At 68.0% G+C, this 22,126-nt stretch carries 19 protein-coding genes and 2 tRNA genes; 15 read left to right on the top strand and 6 right to left on the bottom strand.

Features of this window, described 5'->3' with window-relative positions:
* Nucleotides 1–43 precede the first annotated feature (43 nt).
* From B7495_RS09790 to B7495_RS09775, 4 genes are all read left to right on the top strand, one after another.
* Nucleotides 44–700, top strand: a complete 657-nt coding sequence (locus B7495_RS09790) for an FMN-binding negative transcriptional regulator (RefSeq protein ID WP_088456400.1) — start codon at nt 44–46, stop codon at nt 698–700.
* Nucleotides 697–2,178, top strand: a complete 1,482-nt coding sequence (locus tag B7495_RS09785) for an amidohydrolase (RefSeq protein WP_088456399.1) — start codon at nt 697–699, stop codon at nt 2,176–2,178. The genes B7495_RS09790 and B7495_RS09785 overlap by 4 nt, the downstream gene beginning before the upstream one ends.
* A gap of 78 nt (nt 2,179–2,256) precedes the next feature.
* The gene (locus B7495_RS09780) at nt 2,257–3,708 is read left to right on the top strand and encodes a sensor histidine kinase (RefSeq protein ID WP_088456398.1); all 1,452 of its coding nucleotides are present in this window, start codon (nt 2,257–2,259) and stop codon (nt 3,706–3,708) included.
* Nucleotides 3,708–4,406 (top strand): response regulator transcription factor, encoded by a 699-nt coding sequence (locus B7495_RS09775; RefSeq protein WP_088456397.1) that lies wholly within the window; start codon nt 3,708–3,710, stop codon nt 4,404–4,406. Before B7495_RS09780 ends, B7495_RS09775 begins: the two co-directional genes overlap by 1 nt.
* An 88-nt stretch (nt 4,407–4,494) precedes the next feature.
* On the opposite strand, the gene B7495_RS09770 is transcribed toward B7495_RS09775, so the two are convergent.
* Nucleotides 4,495–5,184: a hypothetical protein gene (locus B7495_RS09770; RefSeq protein ID WP_088456396.1), complete on the bottom strand. Its 690-nt coding sequence runs from the start codon at nt 5,182–5,184 to the stop codon at nt 4,495–4,497.
* A gap of 98 nt (nt 5,185–5,282) precedes the next feature.
* Between B7495_RS09770 and B7495_RS09765 the strand changes: the two genes are divergently transcribed.
* Together B7495_RS09765 and B7495_RS09760 are read left to right on the top strand one after the other, a co-directional pair.
* Complete coding sequence (locus tag B7495_RS09765; RefSeq protein ID WP_088456395.1) at nt 5,283–6,269, top strand: L-lactate dehydrogenase; 987 nt, start codon at nt 5,283–5,285, stop codon at nt 6,267–6,269.
* Nucleotides 6,270–6,272: 3 nt separating this feature from the next.
* Nucleotides 6,273–7,226 carry an oxidoreductase gene (locus B7495_RS09760; RefSeq protein ID WP_088456394.1) on the top strand — a complete coding sequence of 318 codons (954 nt, stop codon included), beginning with the start codon at nt 6,273–6,275 and terminating at the stop codon, nt 7,224–7,226.
* Between the two features lie 28 nt (nt 7,227–7,254).
* Here B7495_RS09760 and B7495_RS09755 read toward each other — a convergent pair.
* Nucleotides 7,255–7,328: transfer RNA gene (locus B7495_RS09755), tRNA-Gly, on the bottom strand.
* Nucleotides 7,329–7,533: 205 nt separating this feature from the next.
* On the opposite strand from B7495_RS09755, the gene B7495_RS09750 reads away from it, so the two are divergent.
* The 5 genes from B7495_RS09750 to clpX all read left to right on the top strand — a co-directional run bounded on the left by B7495_RS09750 (nt 7,534) and on the right by clpX (nt 11,974).
* Nucleotides 7,534–7,610: transfer RNA gene (locus B7495_RS09750), tRNA-Pro, on the top strand.
* 54 nt (nt 7,611–7,664) lie between these two features.
* Complete coding sequence (gene tig, locus B7495_RS09745) at nt 7,665–9,071, top strand: trigger factor (protein ID WP_088456393.1); 1,407 nt, start codon at nt 7,665–7,667, stop codon at nt 9,069–9,071.
* Between the two features lie 165 nt (nt 9,072–9,236).
* Nucleotides 9,237–9,836, top strand: a complete 600-nt coding sequence (locus B7495_RS09740; RefSeq protein ID WP_088456392.1) for an ATP-dependent Clp protease proteolytic subunit — start codon at nt 9,237–9,239, stop codon at nt 9,834–9,836.
* Between the two features lie 12 nt (nt 9,837–9,848).
* On the top strand, nt 9,849–10,535 hold the full coding sequence (locus tag B7495_RS09735; protein ID WP_370028119.1) for an ATP-dependent Clp protease proteolytic subunit: 687 nt from the start codon (nt 9,849–9,851) through the stop codon (nt 10,533–10,535).
* A gap of 158 nt (nt 10,536–10,693) precedes the next feature.
* On the top strand, nt 10,694–11,974 hold the full coding sequence (gene clpX / locus B7495_RS09730; protein WP_088456390.1) for an ATP-dependent Clp protease ATP-binding subunit ClpX: 1,281 nt from the start codon (nt 10,694–10,696) through the stop codon (nt 11,972–11,974).
* A gap of 81 nt (nt 11,975–12,055) precedes the next feature.
* Here the strand turns inward: clpX and B7495_RS09725 are convergent, their stop codons facing one another.
* On the bottom strand, nt 12,056–14,101 hold the full coding sequence (locus B7495_RS09725; RefSeq protein WP_088456389.1) for a M3 family metallopeptidase: 2,046 nt from the start codon (nt 14,099–14,101) through the stop codon (nt 12,056–12,058).
* Nucleotides 14,102–14,168: 67 nt separating this feature from the next.
* Here B7495_RS09725 and B7495_RS09720 point away from each other — a divergent pair, with 67 nt between their 5' ends.
* From B7495_RS09720 to B7495_RS09710, 3 genes are read left to right on the top strand one after another with little or no spacing between them, the layout of a single operon-like run.
* Nucleotides 14,169–15,035: a class I SAM-dependent methyltransferase gene (locus tag B7495_RS09720; RefSeq protein ID WP_088456388.1), complete on the top strand. Its 867-nt coding sequence runs from the start codon at nt 14,169–14,171 to the stop codon at nt 15,033–15,035.
* 32 nt (nt 15,036–15,067) lie between these two features.
* Nucleotides 15,068–16,513, top strand: coding sequence for a class I adenylate-forming enzyme family protein (locus B7495_RS09715; RefSeq protein ID WP_088456387.1), 1,446 nt, complete (start codon nt 15,068–15,070; stop codon nt 16,511–16,513).
* Nucleotides 16,494–17,705: a thiolase family protein gene (locus B7495_RS09710; RefSeq protein ID WP_088456386.1), complete on the top strand. Its 1,212-nt coding sequence runs from the start codon at nt 16,494–16,496 to the stop codon at nt 17,703–17,705. Before B7495_RS09715 ends, B7495_RS09710 begins: the two co-directional genes overlap by 20 nt.
* A gap of 53 nt (nt 17,706–17,758) precedes the next feature.
* On the opposite strand, the gene B7495_RS09705 is transcribed toward B7495_RS09710, so the two are convergent.
* Genes B7495_RS09705 through valS form a run of 3 tightly spaced genes read right to left on the bottom strand, consistent with a single transcriptional unit; the run spans nt 17,759 to nt 21,067 of the window.
* The gene (locus B7495_RS09705; protein ID WP_088456385.1) at nt 17,759–18,025 is read right to left on the bottom strand and encodes a hypothetical protein; all 267 of its coding nucleotides are present in this window, start codon (nt 18,023–18,025) and stop codon (nt 17,759–17,761) included.
* Between the two features lie 2 nt (nt 18,026–18,027).
* Nucleotides 18,028–18,474 (bottom strand): GNAT family N-acetyltransferase, encoded by a 447-nt coding sequence (locus tag B7495_RS09700; protein ID WP_088456384.1) that lies wholly within the window; start codon nt 18,472–18,474, stop codon nt 18,028–18,030.
* A gap of 10 nt (nt 18,475–18,484) precedes the next feature.
* Complete coding sequence (valS, locus tag B7495_RS09695; protein WP_088456383.1) at nt 18,485–21,067, bottom strand: valine--tRNA ligase; 2,583 nt, start codon at nt 21,065–21,067, stop codon at nt 18,485–18,487.
* Between the two features lie 416 nt (nt 21,068–21,483).
* Between valS and B7495_RS09690 the strand changes: the two genes are divergently transcribed.
* The gene (locus B7495_RS09690) at nt 21,484–22,107 is read left to right on the top strand and encodes a hypothetical protein (protein WP_088456382.1); all 624 of its coding nucleotides are present in this window, start codon (nt 21,484–21,486) and stop codon (nt 22,105–22,107) included.
* The last annotated feature ends 19 nt before the right edge of the window (nt 22,108–22,126 follow it).

The following is a 22,126-nucleotide window of genomic DNA, read 5'->3' as shown; positions in this document are numbered from 1 at the left end:
CGTCTGTCATCGCTGACCCCGCCCGCACCCCAGGAGCCCGCCCGTGAGAACCAACCCCAGCTTCGCGCTCGACCAGGTCGACGAGGTACGCCGTCTGATTCAGGAGTACCCCTGGGTCACCCTGGTGAGCTCCACCGACGCTGGCGAGCTCGTCGCCTCGCACTACCCGGTGATCCTCGACACGGCGGCCGCCGACGGCGAGATCGTGCTGCTCAGCCACGTCGGTCGGCCCGATGAGCAGCTGCACGAGCTGGGCGCGCACGAGATCCTCGTGATCGTGCAGGGCCCTCACGGCTACATCTCGCCCGGCTGGTACGACGCCCGCCCCGCCGTGCCCACCTGGAACTTCGTCACCGCGCACCTGCACGGCACTCCCGAGATCCTCTCCGATGCCGAGAACCTGCGGGTACTCGCGGCCCTGGTCGACCACTTCGAGGACCGCATGGACGAGCCCCGGCGCATGAACGGCACCCCGGAGAACGCCGACTACGCTGCCCGCATCGTCGCCGGTACCGTGGGATTCCGCCTGCGGGTGACGCGCTTCACGGCGAAGGACAAAATGAGCCAGAACAAGCCGGCCGCCACAGTCGACCGTATCCTCGCCGAGCTCGACGGTGACGGTCCGTACGCGAGCCCGGCGCTGGCCGCCCGGATGCGCCGGGCCCGCGACAGCGCCGCCGAACCCAGCGCCGCCGAATGAGCCTGGTACTGCGCAACGGCCGCCTGCCCGGCAGCGACGACCTCGTCGACGTGCGCGTTGACGACGGCCTGATCACCTCGATCGGCTACCTCGCACCCGCGAGCGGCCACTCGCCGGCTACCCGGACCGTTGATCTGGACGGGCGCTGGATCACGCCGGGGCTCTGGGACAACCACGTGCACTTCAGCCAGTGGTCCCAGACCGCCAGGCGCCTCGACGTGTCCGACGCGACGAGCGCCCGGGCGGCCGCCGATCTGGTCGCCGACCGGCTGGCCGCGGTGCCGGCCGCCGGCAAGCACGACAGACTCGTCGGCTTCGGCTTTCGGGACGCCCTGTGGTCGGATGCCCCGAGCCGCACTCTGCTCGACGCCGCGTCAGGGCCGGTGCCGGTGGTCCTGGTCAGCGGCGACCTGCACAGCTGCTGGCTGAATTCCGCCGCCCTCGCGGTCTACGGTTTCGCGGGCCACCAGACCGGGCTGCTGCGCGAGGACGACGCGTTCGCGGTGGAACACGCCATCGACAACGTGCCGGACGCCGACCTCGACGCCTGGGCCGACGAGGCCGCCCGTGCTGCGGCCGCCCGCGGTGTGGTGGGCATCGTCGACCTGGAGATGACCTGGAACCTCGACGTCTGGCGGCGCCGCATCGATGCGGGCACCGACAGCCTGCGGGTCGATTTCGGCCTGTACACGCACCACCTCGACGACGCGATCGCGCAGGGTCTCACCAGCGGCCAGGTGATCGACGGCACCGGCGGGCTGCTCACCGTCGGCCCGTACAAGGTGATCACCGACGGCTCGTTGAACACCCGCACCGCGTACTGCTTCGACGCCTACCCAGGACTCTCCGGCGACCACGACCGTGGCATGCTCACCGTGCCCGCCGACGAGCTCGAGGCCCTGATGCGGCGGGCCGCCGCCGCCGGCATCCGCCCCGCCGTGCACGCCATCGGCGACAACGCCAACAGTCTCGCCCTCGACGCCTTCGAGGCCGTGGGATGCACCGGCAGCATCGAGCACGCCCAACTGCTCACCGCGGCCGATGTGGCCCGGTTCGCCCGCCTGGGGATCACAGCCAGCGTTCAACCCGAACACGCCCTCGACGACCGCGACGTGGCCGACCGGTACTGGGCCGGCCGCACCGAACGGGCGTTCCCGCTGGCTGACCTGCTGTCCGCCGGGGTGCAGCTGGCGCTCGGCTCCGACGCACCCGTCGCGCCACTCGACCCGTGGGTGGCCATCTCGGCCGCCGTGGGGCGCAGCCGGGGCGAGCGCGCCGCCTGGCACCCCGACCAGGCGATCTCCCGGCAGGCCGCGCTGGCGGCATCCGCCCGAGGCCGGCACGGCATCGGTGTGGGCCAGATCGCCGACCTCGCGATCTGCGAGATCGACCCGTTTGTGGCGTCGGTGGCCGATCTGCGACGGATGCCCGTGGCCGCGACACTGCTCGGTGGCCGGTTCACGCACAGCACACTCTGAGGTGCGGGGGATAACCCCCACACAGATCCGGCGGCTGAGGGGATGGGCGCAGGCCGCCGCCGAGAGCACGCTGGAACCATGACCAACGACACTCTCAATTCCGCCACGGGCGCCGGTGACACCACCGAGAGCCCGAACTCTGCCACGCTGGGCTTCGTGCAGCCCGCCATCAAGCCCGCCGAGAGCGGCCAGAGCCCGACCGGCTATCTCAGCCTGTGGGCGCGCACGCCCAGGGAGCTCGGCTTCCTGCTGCCGACCCTGCCCATCGTCATCGTGTCCCTGACCGTCCTGGTGACCCTGTTCGCCACGGGAGTGAGCCTGGTGGCCCTGTTCGTGGGCCTGTTCATCGTCGTGGCCGCCCTGTACGCCGCCCGCGGCTTCGGCGTCGTCGAGCTCACCCGGCTGCGCTGGGCCGGCCAGCCGGCCATCACCCCGCCGCAGTGGACACCGCGCGGCGAACCCGCGACGCCGCTGCGCGCCATCCTCGGCCCGCTGGTGTCCGGTCATTACTGGCTGTACCTGCTGCACGGCATGATCGTGAATTTCATCGTGGGCGTCGTGTCCTGGTCGATCGTCATCGTGTGGCTGTCCGGCGCGCTTGGCGGGCTCACCTACTGGATCTGGAGCTGGTCGCTGCCCAACGACAGCGAGTCCGTGGGGCTCTTCGATCTGATTACCGGTTCGTTCGGCCCCGACAGCGGCCAGAACCTGGCCGCCGAGAACGTGCTGAACGCCGCCCTGGGCCTGGCCTTCCTGCTCACCCTGCCGTTCGTCACCCGCGGCATGGTCTTGATGCACCAGGGCATCGCCAGCGTGATGCTCGGCGCCTGGTCGTCCGAGGCCCTGCAGCGCGAGGTCGCCGACCTCAGCGCCTCCCGCGGCGCGGCCGTGTCGGCTGAAGACCAGTCGCTGCGGCGGCTCGAACGCGACATCCACGACGGGCCCCAGCAGCGCCTGGTGCGCCTGCAGATGGATCTCGCCAGCGCCGAACGCCGGCTCGACGACGACCCGGATGCCGCGCGCCGGCTTCTCGTCGAGGCCCGCGAACAGGCGCGCGACACGCTCGAGGAACTGCGGGCACTCTCCCGCGGACTGGTGCCGCCGATCCTGCAGGACCGCGGCCTGATCGTGGCCCTGGAGTCGCTGGCCGCTCGCAGCACCGTGCCCGTTCAGCTGGAACTGCAGGTGGACCGCGACCTGCGGCTGCCCTCGGAGATCGAGCGCAGCAGCTACTTCATCGCCGCCGAACTGCTCACCAACGTGGCCAAGCATGCCGGGGCCACTGGCATCCGGCTGCACCTGGAACTCCGCCGGGTCCCGGAGGACGACTCCACCTGGCTGGACCTCTGGGTGATCGACAACGGCCGCGGCGGCGCGGTGCTGCAGGACGGCCACGGTCTGGCCGGCCTGGACGAACGCCTCAAGGGCCTGCGCGGCATCCTGTCGGTGCGGAGCCCGCACGGCGGCCCCACCGCGGTGGGCGCGCACATCCCTGTGGTGCACGACCTGGGCAGCTCCGTCGTTCGGTGATGAGTGCGCCCTATCCTGAACGGGTGAGCACACTCCAGCGTCCCACCCCGACCGCACCGCTACGCCTGGTCCTGGCAGAGGACTCCGTGCTGCTGCGTGAGGGTCTGGTGCGGCTGTTCGCCGAGGCAGGTTTCGACACCGTGGCCGCCTACGGCGACGCCGACGCCCTGCTCGCCGAGATAGAAGCCCTGCGACCCGACCTGGCGGTGCTCGACGTTCGGATGCCGCCCACCTTCCGCGACGAGGGGGTGCGCGCCGCGATCGAGCTGCGGCGCCGGCTGCCGGGCATCGGCATCCTGCTGCTCAGCCAGTACGTCGAGGGCACCTACGTGCAGGAGCTGCTGGCGTCGGGGGAGGGTGGCCTGGGCTACCTGCTCAAGGACCGGGTCGCGTCGCTCGACGAGCTGCAGGATGCCGTCGCCAGGGTGAGCGCCGGCGGCACGGTGCTCGACCCGCAGGTGGTGCGCGAACTGCTGGCCCGCCGCACCAGTCCGCTGGCGGCGCTGACCCCGCGGGAGCGTGACGTGCTCGGCCTGATGGCGGAAGGGCGCACCAACGTGGGCATCGCCGAGCGCCTCGTGATCGGGGTCGGCGCGGTGGAGAAGAACGTCACCGCGATCTTCGTCAAGCTCGGCCTCGACGACACCGGGTCCGATCACCGCCGGGTGCTCGCGGTGCTGGCCTTCCTGCAGGGCTAGCAACTGCAGGGCGCCCCTGACTTGCGGCACCGTGCCCCGTCAACGCCCGCACACGGTGCTTCGTTCGCACGTCGGCGCAGAGCAGGGATCACTCGGCAGGGGGAGACGGGAACAACGGCGTGTACCGCCGCCAGAAGCCGAGATAGCGGGTGCCGCCCACCACGATCGAGCCGGCCAGGAAGCCCACGCCGCCCACTACGGAGATCGCGAGGCAGACGAGCAGCGGCAGGCCAAGCCCCAGAGTGATCCCGGCCAGCAACAGGCCGAGCAGGGTGGAGTTCACCGCGATGATGAACATCATGCTGCTGCCCAGCACCTGGCTGAAATTCCGCGGCTTGCCGCCCAGGAAGTAGTAGGTGGTCTGGGTGCCGGGCAGGTCGTCGAACCGGGACGCCATCAGGTACGGCGCGACCCCGGGGTCAAGCTCCACGTACGCCGCCCGCAACCTGTTCATCGCCAGCACGTAGGCCAGGTCCTCCATGCTCACATTCGTCACCCGTACCTGGGTGAGGATACCCACGAGCAGGATGATGCCGAGCACCGTGAGTGCGAAGCCGGGGAAGCCCTCGTCGAACTGGGTGGCCTGCCCGGCCAGGGCCAGGCTCACCAGCCCGGCCGAGACCAGGTACAGGAACATGCTGATGCGGGTCAGCACCTCACCTTGGGTGGTGCTGCGCGAGGCCAGCAGGCTCCAGTGCTCGGTGGCGAGCAGCTGGGCGCGCACCGCGGGCGGTACTTCCGGGTTCGGGCCGGCCGGCGCCGGGTCCTCGTCGGGCATGCAGCCATAGTGGCCCGCATCCGCCAAGCCGCACAGGGCACCCGGCGTGACAGGGCACGGCGTGAGGGAGCGGACCCACGATAGAGGACACTGGGACCATGAGCGTGATTGAGAACTCCAAACTGGCCATCGTCGGCGCCGGCGCCGTCGGCACATCCCTGGCCTACGCGGCCCTGATCCGCGAGTCCGCCCGTGAGGTGGCTCTGTACGACATCAACTCGGCCAAGGTGGCCGCCGAGGTGCTCGACCTCGCACACGGCACCCAGTTCACCGGGGCATCCAGGGTCACCGGCGGCGATGACCTCGACGTGGTGAGTGGCGCCAACGTCGTCGTGATCACCGCCGGCGCCCGCCAGCATCCCGGCCAGTCCCGCCTCGAGATGGCCGGCGTGAACGTCGAGATCCTGCGCGACCTGATGCCCAAGCTCGTCGAGCGGGCCCCCGACGCCATTTTCGTCCTCGTCACCAACCCCGTCGACGTGCTCGCCGTGGCCGCCCAGCAGTTCAGCGGCCTGCCGCCGGCGCGGGTGTTCGGCTCCGGCACCGTGCTCGACTCCTCCAGGCTGCGCTGGATGCTCTCCGAACGTGTCGGCGTGGCGATCTCCAACGTGCACGCCCTCATCGTCGGCGAACACGGCGACTCCGAGTTCCCGCTCTGGTCGCAGGCGCGTATCGGGCCGATCTCGCTGGCCGACTGGATGCTGGCCCGCGGCGCCACCGGACCGGCGCAGGGCACCGGATCTGTGCCGTTCTCCGAGGCCGAGTTCGAGTCGATCGCTGACGAGGTCAAGAACGCTGCCTACAAGGTGATCGAGGGCAAGGGCGCCACCAACTACGCCATCGGCCTCTCCGGCGCCCGCATTGTCGAGGCGGTGCTGCGTGACGAGGGAGCCATCCTGCCGGTCAGCTCGGTGCTCACCGACTACCGGGGTGTCAGCGGGGTGGCCCTGTCGGTGCCCAGCGTCATTGACGCCAGCGGTATCGCCCGCGTCATCGACGTGCCGTTCTCGGCCAAGGAGCAGGCGCTGTTCGAACACTCCGCCGCCACCCTCCGCGCCTCCCTCGACACCCTCGGACTGGCCTGACCCGTGGAACCGAAACTCGGCTACGGCTGGACCGAAGAAAAGATTCCCGACCTCACCGGCCGCACCGCCATCGTGACCGGAGCCAACTCGGGTTTGGGCTTCGTGACCGCGGCGCAGCTGGCCGCGCACGGCGCATCCGTGACCCTGGCCGTGCGGGACGGCGCCAGGGGAGCGGCGGCCGTGGAGCGGATGCGGGATCGCCTGCCGGATGCCGATCTGTCGGTTCGAGTGCTGGACCTGGCCAGCCTGGTCTCGATTGCCGCCTTCGCCGAGGAGTTCATCGCCGGCCCCGGTCGTCTCGACCTGCTGGTGAACAACGCCGGTGTGATGAACCTGCCCGAGCGGCGCACCGTCGATGGCTTCGAGATGCAGTTCGGCACCAACCACCTGGGTCACTTCGCACTGACCGGGCGGCTGCTTCCGCTGCTGGTGGCCAGCCCGGATGCGCGCGTGGTGACGCTGTCGTCGACGGTGCACCGCATCGGACGGATGAACTTCGACGACCTGATGGGCACCAGGCGCTACCGGCCGTGGCCGGCGTACGGGCAGAGCAAGCTCGCCAACCTGTTGTTCACCAGCGAGCTGCAGCGCCGGTCGGCGGCCGCGAAGCTGTCCCTGCGGGCGATGGCTGCGCATCCGGGCTTCGCCCTGACGAACCTGCAGACCGCCGGTCCTGCCATGCGCGGTGCGAAGACCACCACCAGGCGCAGCCGCCTGATGGCGACGCTGACCCGGGAATTCGCCCAACCGGCGGTGTGGGGTGCGTTGCCGTCGCTGTACGCGGCCACCCTGCCCGGGCTGGCCGGCAACTCGTTCGTCGGGCCGGAGGGGTTCGGGCAGCAGCACGGGCATCCGGTGCCCGTCACACGCTCCAAGCGCGCACAGAACACCGACGACGCCCGCCGCCTCTGGACGGAGAGCGAGCGCCTCACCGGTGTGACCTACGTCTTCGCCTGACCTGGAAGGGCCCGAGACCCTTGCAATATGGAGGGGATGACGGGAATCGAACCCGCGCCATCAGTTTGGAAAACTGAGGCTCTACCATTGAGCTACATCCCCATGTGCCACACCTGCTGGCACTCGAATATCGTAGTACAGGTTTCGGTGCGTGATTTCCCCAGCGCCGACAAACCCCCGGAACGCGCCCGGAATCCGCTCAGGGACGCCCCGGGCTGCGGGTGGTGCACTAGACTGACGGAGGTCAATCCGCCTGTCGCGTGAGTATGCGTGCCAAGTTGGTGGCCCCAACGGGTGAGATGACATCCGGGGCGTAGCTCAGCTTGGTAGAGCGCTCGGTTTGGGACCGAGAGGTCGCAGGTTCGAATCCTGTCGCCCCGACCATCACCCCCCTGCACATCTGTCGAACATAATCTGTCGAACACAGGAGATTTAAACGTGAAGTCCACGGTAGAAAAGCTGAGCCCCACGCGCGCCAAGGTCACCATCTCGGTGACTCCGGAAGAGCTGAAGCCCAGCATCACCCACGCCTACGGGCACATCGCCGAAGACATCAACATCCCCGGCTTCCGCAAGGGCAAGGTCCCGCCCGCCATCATCGACCAGCGCGTCGGCAAGTCCGCCGTGCTGGAGCACGCGGTCAACGAGAGCCTCGACGGTTTCTACCGCAAGGCCGTTGATGAGCACAAGCTGCGCCCGCTCGGCCGTCCGGAGGCCGACATCGTCGAGTGGCCCAGCGACAAGGACTTCTCCGGAGACCTGCAGCTGGCCATCGAGGTCGACGTGCGTCCCGAGATCGACCTGCCCGTCTACGAGGGAATCAAGCTCACCGTCGACGCCGTCGAGATCTCCGACGATGAGGTCACCGAAGAACTCAACACCCTGCGCAGCCGCTTCGGCACGCTGATCACGGTCGACCGTCCCGCCACCTCCGGCGACTTCGCCCAGATCGACCTCGTCGCATCCGTCAACGGTGTCGAGGTCGACAACGCCAGCGGCATCTCCTACGAGGTCGGCTCCGGCGACCTCATCGAGGGCATCGACGAGGCCCTCGAGTCCCTCACCGCCGGTGAGACCACCACCTTCGCCTCCAAGCTGCTCGGCGGCGACCACGAGGGCGAGACCGCGGAGATCACCGTCACCGTCATCGCTGTCAAGGAGCGCGAGCTTCCCACCGCCGACGACGACTTCGCGCAGATCGCCAGCGAGTTCGACACCATCGACGAGCTCACCGAGAGCCTCAAGGTCCAGGTCGGCCGCTCCAAGGTCTTCGGCCAGGGCAACCAGGCCCGCGAGCTGCTCATCGAGCAGCTGCTCTCCTCCGTCGAGGTCCCGATCCCCGAGGCCATCATCGCCGACGAGGTGCACCGTCACCTCGAGGGCGAGAACCGCCTCGAAGACGAGACCCACCGCGCCGAGGTCACCGAGGCCAGCGAGAAGACCTTCCGTCAGCAGATCCTGCTCGACACCATCGCCGAGGCTGAGAAGGTCAAGGTCAGCCAGGACGAGCTCACCCAGTACCTGATCCAGGGTGCCTCGCAGTACGGCATGGACCCGAGCGAGTTCGTTCAGGCCCTGTCCGGCAACGGCCAGATCCCGTCCATGGTCGCCGAGGTCGCCCGCAACAAGGCCCTCGCGATCGCCCTGGGCAAGGCCGAGGTCACCGACTCCAACGGTGCCTCCGTCGACCTGTCCGAGTTCACGGCCGTCGTCGACGACGAGCCTGCAGCCGACGAGGCTGCTTCTGACGAAGCCGCCTCTGATGAAGCCGCCTCTGATGAAGCAGCCGAGGAGGCCCCGGCCGCCGAGGCCAAGCCGAAGAAGAAGGCTGCTGCAAAGAAGTAACCCCGACGCCTGATGGCGCTGGTAAACGGGTCGGATGTCTGCGGACATCCGGCCCGTTCTGCGTGTACCGCCGCCTGCGTGAATCTGCCGAGGGCGAACAGAGCCTTTTGCGCGCGTTGGACCCTATAGATTCATTCTGAAGCGACAAGCGAAACGGAGCGCGACATGGCCGAAATGGCACTTACACCCGGCGTTTTTGACAAACTGCTGGCCGACCGCATCATCTGGCTCGGCTCAGAGGTGCGAGACGACAACGCCAACGAGATCTGTGCCAAGATCCTGCTGCTGGCCGCAGAGGACTCGCAGCGGGATATCTTCCTCTACATCAACTCACCCGGTGGCTCGATCACCGCGGGCATGGCAATCTACGACACCATGAAGTTCGTATCGAACGACATCGTCACCGTGGGAATCGGACTGGCGGCCTCGATGGGCCAGTTCCTGCTCTCCTCCGGCACCAAGGGCAAGCGGTACATCACCCCGAACGCGCGCGTGCTGTTGCACCAGCCGTCCGGTGGGTTCGGCGGCACGGCGGCCGACATCCAGACCCAGGCCAAGGTCATCCTCGACATGAAGAAGCGGATGGCAGAGCTCACGGCCGAGCAGACCGGCAAGTCGGTCGAGCAGATCCTCATCGACAACGACCGCGACAACTGGTTCACCGCCCAGGAAGCTCTGGACTATGGATTCGTTGACCACCTGCGCGAATCTGCGACGCAGGTTGTCGGCGGCGGCGGCACCGACGACTCAGTGAACAAGAAGTAGGACGGGCAGAAAATGGAATTCACGAATTTTGGCCACCAGGCCGGCGGAATGGCGCCCGGTGGAATGGCACCGCAGGCCCCGCAGTCGCGTTACATCCTCCCCACCTTCGAGGAGCGCACCGCCTACGGCTACAAGCGCCAGGACCCGTACGCCAAGCTGTTCGAGGACCGCATCATCTTCCTCGGCGTGCAGGTTGACGATGCCTCGGCCGACGACGTCATGGCCCAGCTCCTGGTCCTCGAGAGCCAGGACCCCGACCGCGACATCGTGATGTACATCAACTCGCCCGGTGGCTCCTTCACCGCCATGACGGCGATCTACGACACCATGCAGTACATCCGTCCGCACATCCAGACGGTCTGCCTCGGCCAGGCGGCCTCCGCCGCCGCCGTGCTGCTGGCCGGTGGAACACCCGGCAAGCGCCTCGCGCTGCCGAACGCCCGCATCCTCATCCACCAGCCGTCGGCCGGCGGCCAGGGTGGCGGCCAGGCCTCCGACATCGAAATCCAGGCGGCCGAGATCCAGCGGATGCGCGAATGGCTTGAAGAGACCCTCGCCGGTCACTCCAACCGCACCAAGGAGCAGGTCCACAAGGATATCGACCGCGACAAGATCCTCGGCTCGAAAGAGGCCCTCGAATACGGTCTGATCGACCAGATCCTGACCAGCCGCAAGAACGTGCCCACGCTGGTCAAGTAGTACCGCAACGGACGGGTTGGCCCTCTGGTCAGCCTGTTCACCGAACGGCGCGTCGCCCCGAGGCGGCGCGCCGTTTCGCATTGTTCCGTGGCTGCACGCATCTGTCACACGCACAAGCTAGGCTCGAATTCAGCGTCATTGATGGAGGAGGCTCACGGATGGCCCGAATAGGCGAGAGCGCCGACCTGTTGAAGTGTTCTTTCTGCGGAAAGAGCCAGAAGCAGGTGCAGCAGCTCATTGCCGGACCCGGCGTGTACATCTGCGATGAATGCGTTGAGCTCTGCAACGAGATCATCGAAGAACGTCTGGCCGAGGCTGGAGCCGAAGAAGTCGGCAGCGAATTCGAGCTGCCCAAGCCCCGGGAGATCTTCGGATTCCTCGAGGAGTACGTCATCGGGCAGGAAGCCGCCAAGCGCGCCCTCGCCGTGGCCGTCTACAACCACTACAAGCGCGTGCGCAGCCGCGCCACCCTGACCGCGGCGGACGCCATCCATGACGACGTCGAGATCGCCAAGTCCAACATCCTGCTGATCGGCCCCACCGGTTGCGGCAAGACCTACCTCGCCCAGACCCTCGCGAAGCGGCTCAACGTGCCGTTCGCCGTCGCGGATGCCACGGCCCTCACCGAGGCCGGCTACGTGGGTGAAGACGTCGAGAACATCCTCCTCAAGCTCATTCAGGCCGCCGACTACGACGTGAAGCGCGCCGAGACCGGCATCATCTACATCGACGAGATCGACAAGATCGCCCGCAAGGCCGAAAACCCGTCGATCACCCGCGACGTGTCCGGGGAGGGCGTACAACAGGCGCTCTTGAAGATCCTCGAGGGAACCGTCGCCTCGGTGCCGCCGCAGGGCGGCCGCAAGCATCCGCACCAGGAGTTCATCCAGGTGGACACCACCAACGTGCTGTTCATCGTTGCCGGCGCTTTCGCCGGGCTCGACGACATCATCTCCCAGCGTGCCGGCAAGAAGGGCATCGGCTTCGGCGCCCCGCTGCACAGCAAGGGCGACGACATCAACCTCTTCAGTGAGGTGCTGCCGGAAGACCTGCACAAGTTCGGGCTGATCCCCGAATTCATCGGCCGGCTGCCCGTGGTGACCACGGTCACCCAACTCGACCAGGTCGCCCTGATGCAGATCCTCACGGTGCCCAAGAACGCCCTGGTGCGCCAGTACCAGCGCATGTTCGAGCTCGACGGTGTGGAACTGGACTTCGAACAGCCCGCGCTCGAGGCCATCGCCGACCTCGCGGTCCTGCGCAAGACCGGTGCCAGAGGCCTCCGCGCCATCATGGAGGAGGTGCTCGGACCGATCATGTTCGAGGTACCGTCTGCCACGGATGTCGCCCGCGTCGTGGTCACCCGCGAATCGGTCCTCGAGAACGCGGCTCCCACCATCGTGCTGCACTCGGCTCGGCGCGAGGAGAAGTCCGCGTAACCGGTCCCGTCCGCCCCGAACCGCCCCCGACCTCACATCGGGGGCGGTTCTGCGTCCACGGTCGATTACGTTTACGGCCGGTTAGTCGAGCCCGCGGCGGTCGAGCAGGGGCTGGATGTGCGCGTCGCGACCGCGGAAGGACCTGTAGGCGACCAGCGGGTCGCCGCTGCCGCCCACGCCGAGCAGCCGGTCACGGAACCTGTCACCGTTGGCCCGGGTCAGGCCGCCGTTCTCGGTGAACCAGGCCACGGAGTCCGCGTCGAGCACCTCGCTCCAGATGTAGGAATAATAGCCGGCGTCGTAGCCGCCGGAGAAGGTGTGCGCGAAATAGGTGCTCGCGTACCGGGTGGGGACCACGGGGTTGTCCAGGCCCACCGCGGCCAGCGCGGCCGCCTCGAAGGCAGCCACATCCGCCACGGTGTCGTCGGCGGTGATGCGGTGCCAGGCCTGGTCGAGCAGGGCGGCGGCAAGGTACTCACTGGTGGCGAATCCCTCGTTGAACGTCGCCGATTCGCGGATGCGGTCCACGAGCTCCTGCGGCATGGACTCGCCGGTGCGGTAGTGCCTGGCGTAATTCGCCAGGACCTCGGGCCAGAGCATCCACATCTCGTTGACCTGGCTCGGGAATTCGACGAAGTCCCTGTAGACATTGGTGCCGGCGAAGCGCGGGTAGGTGACCTGCGCGAAGAGACCGTGCAGGGCGTGCCCGAACTCGTGGAACAAGGTGGTCACCTCGTCGAAGGTGAGCAGGGTGGGGGAGCCGGCGGCGGGCTTGGGCACGTTGAGGTTGTTGGTGACGATGGTGGGAGTGCCCAGCAGGGTGGACTGCGAGACCAGCGCGTTCATCCAGGCACCGCCGCGCTTGGAGTCGCGGGTGTAGAAATCGGCGATGTACAGGCCCACCGGGGAGCCGTCCTCGTTCGCGACCTCGAAAACGCGAGCCTCGGGATTCCAGGCGGTGAGGTCGGGCCGTGCGGTGAAGGTGATCCCGTAGAGCCGGGTGGCAGCGTAGAAGACCCCGTCGTGCAGCACCCGCTCCAGTTCGAAGTACGGCCGCATGGCGCTCGTGTCGACGTCGTACCTGGCCTGTCGTACCTTCTCGGTGTAGAACGCCCAGTCCCAGGCGGCGAGCTCGAAGTCGCCGCCAGAGTCTCGTACCGCGGCCTGCAGCGCCTGCTGTTCGTCGCGCGCGTTGCGTGCCGCGGCGGGCGCGAGTCGATCCAGCATCCCGGCGACGGCTTCCGGGGACTTCGCGGTTTCGTCGGCCGTGACGTATGCGGCGTGGCTGGCGAAGCCGAGTAGCCGCGCGCGCCGGGCTCGCAAGCGGGTGATCTCGAGCACCAGCTCGCGGTTGTCGTGCTCGCCGCCGCGGATGCCGCGTGACCGGGACGCGGTCAGCAGGCGTTCCCGAACCGCGCGGTTGGTGAGCGAGGCGAGGTACGGATGGCTGGTCGGCAGCACCAGGGTGATGACGTACTTGCCGGTATGACCCCGTTCGGCGGCGGCGCCGGCGGCCGCCGAGATCTCGCCGTCGCCGAGCCCGTCGAGCTCGGCGACGTCGTCGATCACGACGGCGAGGTCGTTGGTGTCGGCGAGCAGGTTCTTCTCGAACCGGGTGGTGAGGGTGGACAGACGCATGTTCAGGTCGCGCAGGGATACTTTGTCAGCGTCAGAGAGCGCCGCGCCGGTGAGGGTGTACTCGGTGTGATATCGCTCGAGCAGGTACGCGGTCTCCGGGTCGAGATCCAGGGAATCACGTCGCTCCTGCAGCGACGCGATACGGGCGTACAGCGCAGGGTCGAGCCGGATGGCGTCGGCGTGCGCTGCGAGCAGCGGTGCGAGCTCCTCCTCGAGTGCGGTGCCGAACTCTGTGGCGTCCGACGAGCTCAGCGAGAAGAACACCGTGGCCACGCGCTGCAGAACCTGTCCGCTGCGTTCGAGTGCGATGAGGGTGTTCTCGATGGTCGGCTCCGCGGGGTCTGCCGTGATGGCCGTGATCTCGGCGAGCTGCTCGGCCATCCCGGCGTCGAACGCCGGACGATAGTGCTCGTTGCGGATCTCACCGAAGGGGGGCAGCTGGTAGGGCAGGGTGCTGGGAGCAAGGAAGGGATTCGCGGAGTCGGCCATGGACCCAGCCTAGGACGCCGGTTGACGGGGCCGCTCACAACGGGGCCAGGCGTCGTACAGTGGCGGCATGAACAGTGTCGGCACGAGCAATGGAGGCCGGGGTGACACCCCGGAGCGACAGGAGACCGCACCTCGTGCCGGGCATCCGTTCGGTCACGAGCACCCGCAACGGGTGTTGACCTGGCGCACCGCCGAGAATTCCGCCGGCTACCTGCTCCCGCACTTGCGACCCGGCCTCAGCCTGATCGATGTCTCGAGCGGAGCGGGCACCGTCACGCTCGATCTGGCCCGACGGCTCGCGCCGGGCTCCGTTCTCGGCGTGGACACGTCGGCCCTGGCCGTGCAGCAGGCGGCGGGCCTGGCCTTCGATGAGGGAGTGCACAACGCCAGGTTCGCGGTCGGGAACGCCTACGCGCTGCCGGCGGAGGACGCATCCGTGGACATTGTGCACGCGCACCAGGTGTTGCAGCACCTGGACAACCCGGTGGCGGCGCTGCGTGAGATGAGGCGGGTCCTCAAGCCCGGCGGCATCCTCGCCGCCCGCGATGCGGACTACGGTGCCGTGGCCTGGTACCCGAAGCTGGCCGGGCTCGGCTCCTGGATGCAGGTGTACCGCGCGGTGCACAGCTTCGACGGCGGTGACCCCGACGCCGGTCGGGCGTTGAAGGCCTGGGCCAGGCAGGCCGGCTTCGACACGGTGAGCGTGAGCGCGTCGATCTGGTGCTTCTCGTCGGAGGCGGAGCGGGAATGGTGGGGCGAATCCTGGGCGGCGCGCGCAATCGAGGCGGACTTCGCCGCTCACGCCATCGAGTCCGGGGCCGCCCGGCTGAGCGACCTGCACGAGATCAGCGCCGCGTGGCACCGGTGGGCCGAGGATCCGGACGGCTGGTTCTGCATGCCGCACGGCGAGATCATCGCCGTCCAACCGTCCTGATCCGCCGGCACAGTGCGGTAGAAATGGTACCGATGCCCATTCTCACGTCCCTCCAACTCTGGGCCGAGTCGTTCCCCGACCAGGTCGCCGTGGCCGTTGACGACGACGTGGTCAGCTATGCCCAGTTGCGCCAACGCATTCTCGACCACCCCGGCAGCACCGGCCTCACCGTGCTCAACAGGGTCAACGGCATCGACGTCGTCGCTGACTTCCTCGCGGCTGTGTCGGGCAGCGGATGCGTCGCCATGCTCGACCCGCACTGGCCGGCAGAGCAGCGCGCCGAGGTCGAGGGGCGCCTACGCGGCATCGCCACCGGATCCGATGCGCGCAGTGCGCCGGGTGCGTCCGGTCCTGGAGGAGGCACCGCGGGGCGTCTTACCGACGGTCCGGCAGAGTCCACCTTCCTCTACGGATTCACCTCGGGAACAACCTCCCTGCCCAAGGCCTTCCGCCGCACGCGGCGGTCCTGGCAGCGGTCACTCGAGCACAGCGCCGAGGTGCTGCACCTCACCCGGCATGACCGCACTCTCGCGCCGGGTCCGCTCACGGCCAGCCTCAACCTCTACGCGTTGGCCGAATCGCTGCAGGCCGGCGGCAGCTTCCATACCCTGGAGAGGTTTGATGTGGCGGCAGTGCTGGGCTGCCTCGAGCGGGAACGGATCAGCAGGCTGGTGGCCGTTCCGACCGTGCTGCGGATGCTCGCCGACCGGGCGGTGGCGGCCGGCCGGGTGGATCGCGGGCTCACCTGCATCGTGAGCGGTGGGGCCAGGCTCGACGCGGCCACCACCGGGCTGCTGCAACGGTGGGCGCCCCACGCCACCATCGTGAGCTATTACGGCGCCGCCGAACTGGGCTTCGTCGCGGCGTCGTCGGTGGCCCCTGGCGACGCTGCCGGCAGCGCCGGCGCCGGCGCCGACAGTGCCGTGGGCCAGCCCTTTCCCGGGGTCAGCATCCGCATCGCGGACGACGACGGCCGACCGCTCCCCGCCGGTGCGACCGGAACCATCCAGGTTGCCAGCGACTTCGTCTGTGACGGCTACCTGTGGGGTGATGACGGAGAGGCTTTTACACGCGTCGGCGCGTGGTGCACGGTCGGCGACCAGGGCTTTCTCGACGAGTCCGGCGTGCTGCACGTGCTGGGTCGCCGTGCCGACATGATCGTCAGCGCCGGCACCAATGTGTATCCGCAGGAGGTGGAGGCCGCCCTGCACCGGGTGCCAGGAGTGCAGGCCGCCGTGGTGACGGGATGCCCCGATGCCGTCGTCGGCACCCGGGTCGTCGCCGCCGTGATCGCCGCGCCCGTGGTGGACGCCGCCCGGCTGCGGAACGCCTGCATCTCAGCGCTGGCCGGCGAGCACCGGCCGCGTGATTTCTTCCGGCTGACCGAGCTTCCCGTGACGACGGCCGGCAAGGTCAGTCGCGGCCTGCTGGCCCGGTGGATCGAGGAGGAGGACCCCCGTGTCGTTCGCCTCCGCTGATCCGCTCAGCCCCACGCCGGGTGTCATCCCTGATGACCGGCAGCCCGTCATCCTGCTGGGCCGTCGCACGGCGTTCACCCGTTTCAACGGGGCCCTACGCGGCGTGACCGCCGCAGAGCTGCTGGCGCCGGTGCTCGAGGCAGTCCTGGCCGACAGTGGCCTGCCCGCCGCAGACGTCGATGACGTGATCATCGGCAATGCCGTGGCCGGCGGCGGCAACGTGGCGCGACTGGCCCTGCTCACGGCGGGACTTCCGCCGGCCGTTCCCGGGGTGACCATCGACCGGCAATGCGGATCGGGCCTCGAGGCCATCGTTCTCGCCTGCCGGCTCGTGCAGGCCGGTGCCGGCAGCCTGTACCTCGCGGGCGGGGTCGAGAGCACGAGCACGGCTCCGCTGCGAGCCCACCGGCTCAGTTCCACGGACGGCGCCCCGGATTTCTACGACCGGGTGCGATTCTCGCCCGACGACATCGGCGACCCGGACATGGGCGTTGCGGCAGAGACGGTCGCGGCCGCCTACGGCATCGAACGCGAGCGGCAGGATTCCTTTGCCCTCCGCAGCCACCGGCTCGCTGTTGCGGCCGGGCAGGCGGGCGCGTTCGCCACCGAGATCGTCGACGTTGAGACGGCGAACGGGCCGGTCTCGGTGGATTCCGGACCGCGGCCGACCTTGACCCCGAGCCTCCTGGCCCGGTTTCCGGCGGTGTTCACTGCTGGGGGAACGGTCACGGCCGGTAACTCCTGCGGCGACGCGGATGGCGCCGTGGTTGTGGTTGTCACCAGCCGGGCGCGGGCGGCCTCTCTCGGCGCATCCGGTTGCCTGGCCTTCGTAGATGCGGTGCCGGCGGGCGTCGACCCCAACCTGCTCGGGATCGGCGGCGGGGCGGCTGCGCTCAGACTCTTCGCCCGCACCGGTGTATCGGCCGCGCAGCTGGGCCGGGTCGAGTTCACCGAGGCGTTCGCGTCGCAGACGCTGGCATCGCTGGACCTGATAGCGGTCCCGGTGGAGCGCGCCAACCTGCAGGGCGGTGCCATCGCGCTCGGGCACCCCTACGGAGCTTCCGGCGCGCTGCTGGTTCTGCGCCTGCTCAGCCAGTGCCGCGCCGAGGCTTCGGCGGGCGAGCTATCCCTGAGCGCCCTGAGCATCGCGGGCGGACTGGGGCTCGCCGCCCTGTGGCGGTGGGAGAGCTAGGGCGCTGGGAGAAAACGGGCAGTGGCGGAACAAGGGCAGTGGCGGAACGAAGACTAGATCCAGTCCTCGTCATCGTCCATGACGATGGCGGGCTGCGTGATGGTGGCGCTGTCTTCCTTCGGGTCGAACCGGATGACGGTGCCGTCGTCGAGCTCGATGACCGGGTTGCCTTCCAGCCAGGTCAACGTCCATCGCCAGGCGCTGGTGTCGTCGGGCAGCGCCTCGAGGTCGCCCTCGACCGCCTGCAGGGCGATGACGACGACCTCGGGCAGCCCGGTCGGCGGTTCTGCGCCGAGGGACCAGCGGGTTCCGAGCTGCATGGTTAGACCTCGGCCTGGTAAGTGACCAAGCTGGTGCGGGTGCCGACCTCGTCGTAGAGCTTCTTGGCGGACTTGTCGTCTGCCGTGGTGACCCACTGCAGGGTGCGGTAATTGTGCGCCTTGGCGTACTCGCGGGCGAATTCCAGCAGGGACTTGCTCACCCCGCCGTCACGGACAGCCGAGGTGACGAAGAGGTCGTCGATGAACAGTCCGACGTCGCCGCTGAGGGTGCGTGGGAACGGTCGGTAGAGCGTGAATCCGACGAAGTCCCCGTTGTCGTCGACCGCGACAGCGCCGTCGAGGTCATGGTTCTTGTCGATGATCCAGCTCCACACACGCAGAGCCTTCTCGTCGGTCAGGTCGCTCTTGGAGAACTCGCTATACCCTTCGAGCAGGCCCAGCCACGGGAAGAAGTCTTTGTCGCCCAGCGGGCGGACCTTGATTGACATGCGGTTCTCCTTAGATTTCCGACACCGTGGCGAGCACGATATCAGTTACGACCAGCTCATCGGCCTTGACGAAGGTCAAGTCCGTGATCCGGCCTACTGCTTTCAAATCGGCGGCGACCTGCGCGAGCAGGGCAACCTCTGCTTCCGGTCCGCCGATGGTGGCGGAGACGACGGCAGACTTCTGTGACGCCTTCGCGTCGGTCTTCGCCCGGCGGATGCCTGTGAGAGCCCGGCTGGCCAGGTCCAGCAGCGCGAGGCTGTCGGCATCCGGCGTCGTGCCAGAGGCGACCGGCCATGGGGCACGGTGCACCGAGTCGTCGTTGGACCACGACCAGGCTTCTTCGGTGGCGAACGGCACGAACGGGGCAAACAGGCGCAGCAGGGTCGACAGGGCGGTGCGCAGCGCGGCGACGGCCGACGCCTGCTCCGGACCGGGCTCGCCGTAGGCGCGTTCCTTGACCAGTTCGAGGTAGTCGTCACAGAAGGTCCAGAAGAAGCTCTCGGCGGTCTCGAGCGCACGGGCATGGTCGAATGCGTCGAACGCGGCGGTCGCCTGGCCGACGACGACGTCGAGACGGGCGAGCATGCTCACATCGATGGGTTCGGTCACCGGTGCTGCGTCATCGCCGGCGAAGCCGAGGATGAACTTGCTGGCGTTGAGGATCTTGATCGCCAGGCGGCGGCCGATCTTGATCTGGGTGGGGTTCTTCGGGTCGAACGCCGCGTCGGTGCCCAGCCGCGAGGACGCCGCCCAGTACCGTACGGCGTCTGAACCGTGCTGACTGAGCACGTCGGCGGGAGTGACCACGTTGCCCTTGGACTTGGACATCTTCTTACGGTCGGGGTCGACGATGAAGCCCGACAGTGCCGCGTGCTTCCACGGCGATTCGCCGTGTTCGAGTTCGGCGCGCAGCAGGGTGGAGAACAACCAGGTGCGGATGATGTCCTGGCCCTGCGGACGCAGCGAGTACGGGTACACGAGGTCGAAGAGTTCGGGGTCGCGCTCCCAACCGCCGGCCAGCTGAGGGGTGAGGGACGAGGTGGCCCAGGTGTCCATCACGTCGACCTCGCCGACGAAGCCGTTGGCCGCTCCGCGCTGCTCGGCCGTGTAGCCGGGGGCCACATCCGAGGACGGGTCGACGGGTAACAGGTCGGCGGTGGCGATGATCGGCTGGTCGAAGACCGGGTTGGACTCGGCGTCGAGCGGGTACCAGACGGGCAGGGGAACTCCGAAGAAGCGCTGGCGGGAGACAAGCCAGTCACCGGTGAGGCCGTTGACCCAGTTCTCGTAGCGCACGCGCATGAATTCAGGATGCCACTGCAGAGCGGATCCGTGTTCGATCAGGCGGGCGCGAAGCTTTTCGTCGCGGGCACCGTTGCGGATGTACCACTGGCGGGTGGAGACGATCTCGAGGGGCTTGTCGCCCTTTTCGAAGAACTTGACCGGGTGCACGATCGGCTTGGGGTCGCCGATCAGGTCGCCGGACTCACGGAGGAGCTCCACCATGGCCTGCTTGGCCGAGAAGACCGTCTTGCCGGCAAGCTGGGCGTAGGCGGCCAGCGCGGCCGGGGTGACGATGACGTCGGGGGCCTCGGCGATGATACGGCCGTCGAAGCCCATGATCGCGCGGTTGGGCAGGTCGAGTTCACGCCACCAGACCACGTCGGTCACGTCGCCGAAGGTGCAGATCATCGCGATCCCCGAGCCCTTGTCCTTCTGGGCGAGGTGGTGAGCGAGAATCGGGATCTCGACGTCGAACACCGGGGTGCGTACCGTGCTGCCGAAGAACGGCTTGTAGCGGTCGTCGTCCGGATGCGCGACAAGAGCGACGCAGGCGGCGAGGAGTTCCGGCCGGGTGGTCTCGATCTCGATGGTGGAGCCGTCCGGCTTGTGGAAGGAGACCCGGTGGTACGCGGCCGGCATCTCCTTGTCCTCGAGTTCGGCCTGGGCGACGGCAGTGCGGAAGGTGACGTCCCAGAGGGTGGGAGCCATGGCCTGGTAGGCCTCGCCACGGTTGACGTTGCCGACGAAAGCGAGCTGGGAGGCGGTGATGGACTCCGGCGCGATGGTGCGGTAGCTCTGGTTCCAGTCGACGCTGAGGCCCAGGGTGCGCCACAGTTCCTCGAACTGTTTCTCGTCCTCGACGGTGAGGCGTTCGCAGAGTTCGATGAAGTTGCGGCGGCTCACGGGGAGCTGGTCGGCGGCCTTGGTGCTCTTGCCGTCGCCCCCCTCGAAGGGCGGCACGAAGTCGGGCGTGTACGGCAGCGATGGGTCGCAGCGCACGCCGTAGAAGTTTTGCACACGTCGTTCGGTGGGCAGGCCGTTGTCATCCCAGCCCATCGGGTAGAAGACGCTCTTGCCGCGCATGCGCTGGAAGCGAGCCACGACGTCGGTGTGCGTGTAGCTGAAGACATGGCCGATGTGCAGTGAGCCGGAGGCGGTCGGCGGGGGAGTATCGATCGAGAAGATCGACTCCTTCGTGGCGGCCGCGCGGTCGAAGCGGTAGGTGCCCTGTGCTTCCCAACTGGTCTCCCACTTGGCTTCCAGCCCTTCGAGGGCGGGCTTTTCGGGAACGCGGTCAGCGTTGGTCATGACACTCCGATTCGGTTCAGCGGCACCGTGTCGATGGTGAGGTGCCTTCAGTACTGCTGAACCAATCTAGCCGATTCTGCGCCCGAGGCCGCACGACGAGGGGGCGAACGGGCTGATCCGAGCGAGGATCGCGACGTTGGCTCCCACCGAATCTGCCTTTCGGCGGACATCTGGCGGGCGGGCGGCGCGGTGCCGGGGCGGTCGCCAGAATGGCGAAGAATATTGACATGAAAATACTTCAGATTTAACTTGTGCGCGGTGGTGGGAGACCGCTAGTTTGAGCGAAGGGGCAACCGATTTTTTTGGGTCTACCGGGGAATTTCCTTCCTGACTGGGTCAACTCAGGGTTTCGATTGGGTCGCATACTGCGGCCTTCATTCTGGACCCCGGCCTGCCCTGAACCGAAGGATTCCGTCATGCGTAAACCCAGTACCCTCGCCCGGCGTATTGTGACCGTTGGTGTTGGCCCGGCCGCCATCCTGCTCGCCGGCGCGATGGTGTTCCAGGCGTCGAACGCCGCCTTCTCATCCTCGACCCGAAACCCCGGCAATAGCTGGAGCACCGGAAGCGTGGCCCTCACGGACGACGACAACGGCACCGCCGGCTTCCAGGTCACCAATGTCACGCCTGGCGACACTGGCGAGAAGTGCCTCGTCGTGACGGCATCGTCGTCCGTCGCCGGGGTAGTCAAGGCCTATGTGCAGAACCTGTCGCCCTCGGCGCAGGGACTGGAGAAATACATCAAGCTGAAGATCGAACAGGGCACCGGCGGGAGCTTCGCCGACTGCACGGGTTTCGTCATCGACCCGGCGGTCCCGGTCCTGCCGGCAGCGTCGTTGGCCACGCTGTCCACGGTCAATAGCGACTACGCCACCGGTGGTAGCGCGTGGACGACCACAGGAAACGCCAGTGGGGAGTCCAAGACCTACAAGGGCACCTGGACCTTCGACGCGACCGGACTGACCCAGCTGCAGGTCGACGCGTTGCAGGGCGCCTCCACCAGCATCGACCTCGTCTGGGAGCTGCAGAACAGCAACTAGTTCGGCCATCCCACCACCA

It is taken from the genome of Cryobacterium sp. LW097 (genome assembly GCF_002205495.2).
Lineage (GTDB): Bacteria > Actinomycetota > Actinomycetes > Actinomycetales > Microbacteriaceae > Cryobacterium > Cryobacterium zongtaii.
This window is presented reverse-complemented; position numbering and strand designations above follow the sequence as displayed.

What these genes read in the sequence shown, in the direction of transcription:
- B7495_RS09785 (WP_088456399.1), top strand. Translation starts at nt 697, where the DNA reads ATGAGCCTGGTACTGCGCAACGGCCGCCTGCCCGGCAGCGACGACCTC.
- B7495_RS09780 (WP_088456398.1), top strand. Translation starts at nt 2,257, where the DNA reads ATGACCAACGACACTCTCAATTCCGCCACGGGCGCCGGTGACACCACC.
- B7495_RS09775 (WP_088456397.1), top strand. Translation starts at nt 3,708, where the DNA reads ATGAGTGCGCCCTATCCTGAACGGGTGAGCACACTCCAGCGTCCCACC.
- B7495_RS09770 (WP_088456396.1), bottom strand. Translation starts at nt 5,184, where the DNA reads ATGCCCGACGAGGACCCGGCGCCGGCCGGCCCGAACCCGGAAGTACCG.
- B7495_RS09765 (WP_088456395.1), top strand. Translation starts at nt 5,283, where the DNA reads ATGAGCGTGATTGAGAACTCCAAACTGGCCATCGTCGGCGCCGGCGCC.
- B7495_RS09740 (WP_088456392.1), top strand. Translation starts at nt 9,237, where the DNA reads ATGGCCGAAATGGCACTTACACCCGGCGTTTTTGACAAACTGCTGGCC.
- B7495_RS09735 (WP_370028119.1), top strand. Translation starts at nt 9,849, where the DNA reads ATGGAATTCACGAATTTTGGCCACCAGGCCGGCGGAATGGCGCCCGGT.
- clpX (WP_088456390.1), top strand. Translation starts at nt 10,694, where the DNA reads ATGGCCCGAATAGGCGAGAGCGCCGACCTGTTGAAGTGTTCTTTCTGC.
- B7495_RS09725 (WP_088456389.1), bottom strand. Translation starts at nt 14,101, where the DNA reads ATGGCCGACTCCGCGAATCCCTTCCTTGCTCCCAGCACCCTGCCCTAC.
- B7495_RS09720 (WP_088456388.1), top strand. Translation starts at nt 14,169, where the DNA reads ATGAACAGTGTCGGCACGAGCAATGGAGGCCGGGGTGACACCCCGGAG.
- B7495_RS09715 (WP_088456387.1), top strand. Translation starts at nt 15,068, where the DNA reads ATGCCCATTCTCACGTCCCTCCAACTCTGGGCCGAGTCGTTCCCCGAC.
- B7495_RS09705 (WP_088456385.1), bottom strand. Translation starts at nt 18,025, where the DNA reads ATGCAGCTCGGAACCCGCTGGTCCCTCGGCGCAGAACCGCCGACCGGG.
- B7495_RS09700 (WP_088456384.1), bottom strand. Translation starts at nt 18,474, where the DNA reads ATGTCAATCAAGGTCCGCCCGCTGGGCGACAAAGACTTCTTCCCGTGG.
- valS (WP_088456383.1), bottom strand. Translation starts at nt 21,067, where the DNA reads ATGACCAACGCTGACCGCGTTCCCGAAAAGCCCGCCCTCGAAGGGCTG.
- B7495_RS09690 (WP_088456382.1), top strand. Translation starts at nt 21,484, where the DNA reads ATGCGTAAACCCAGTACCCTCGCCCGGCGTATTGTGACCGTTGGTGTT.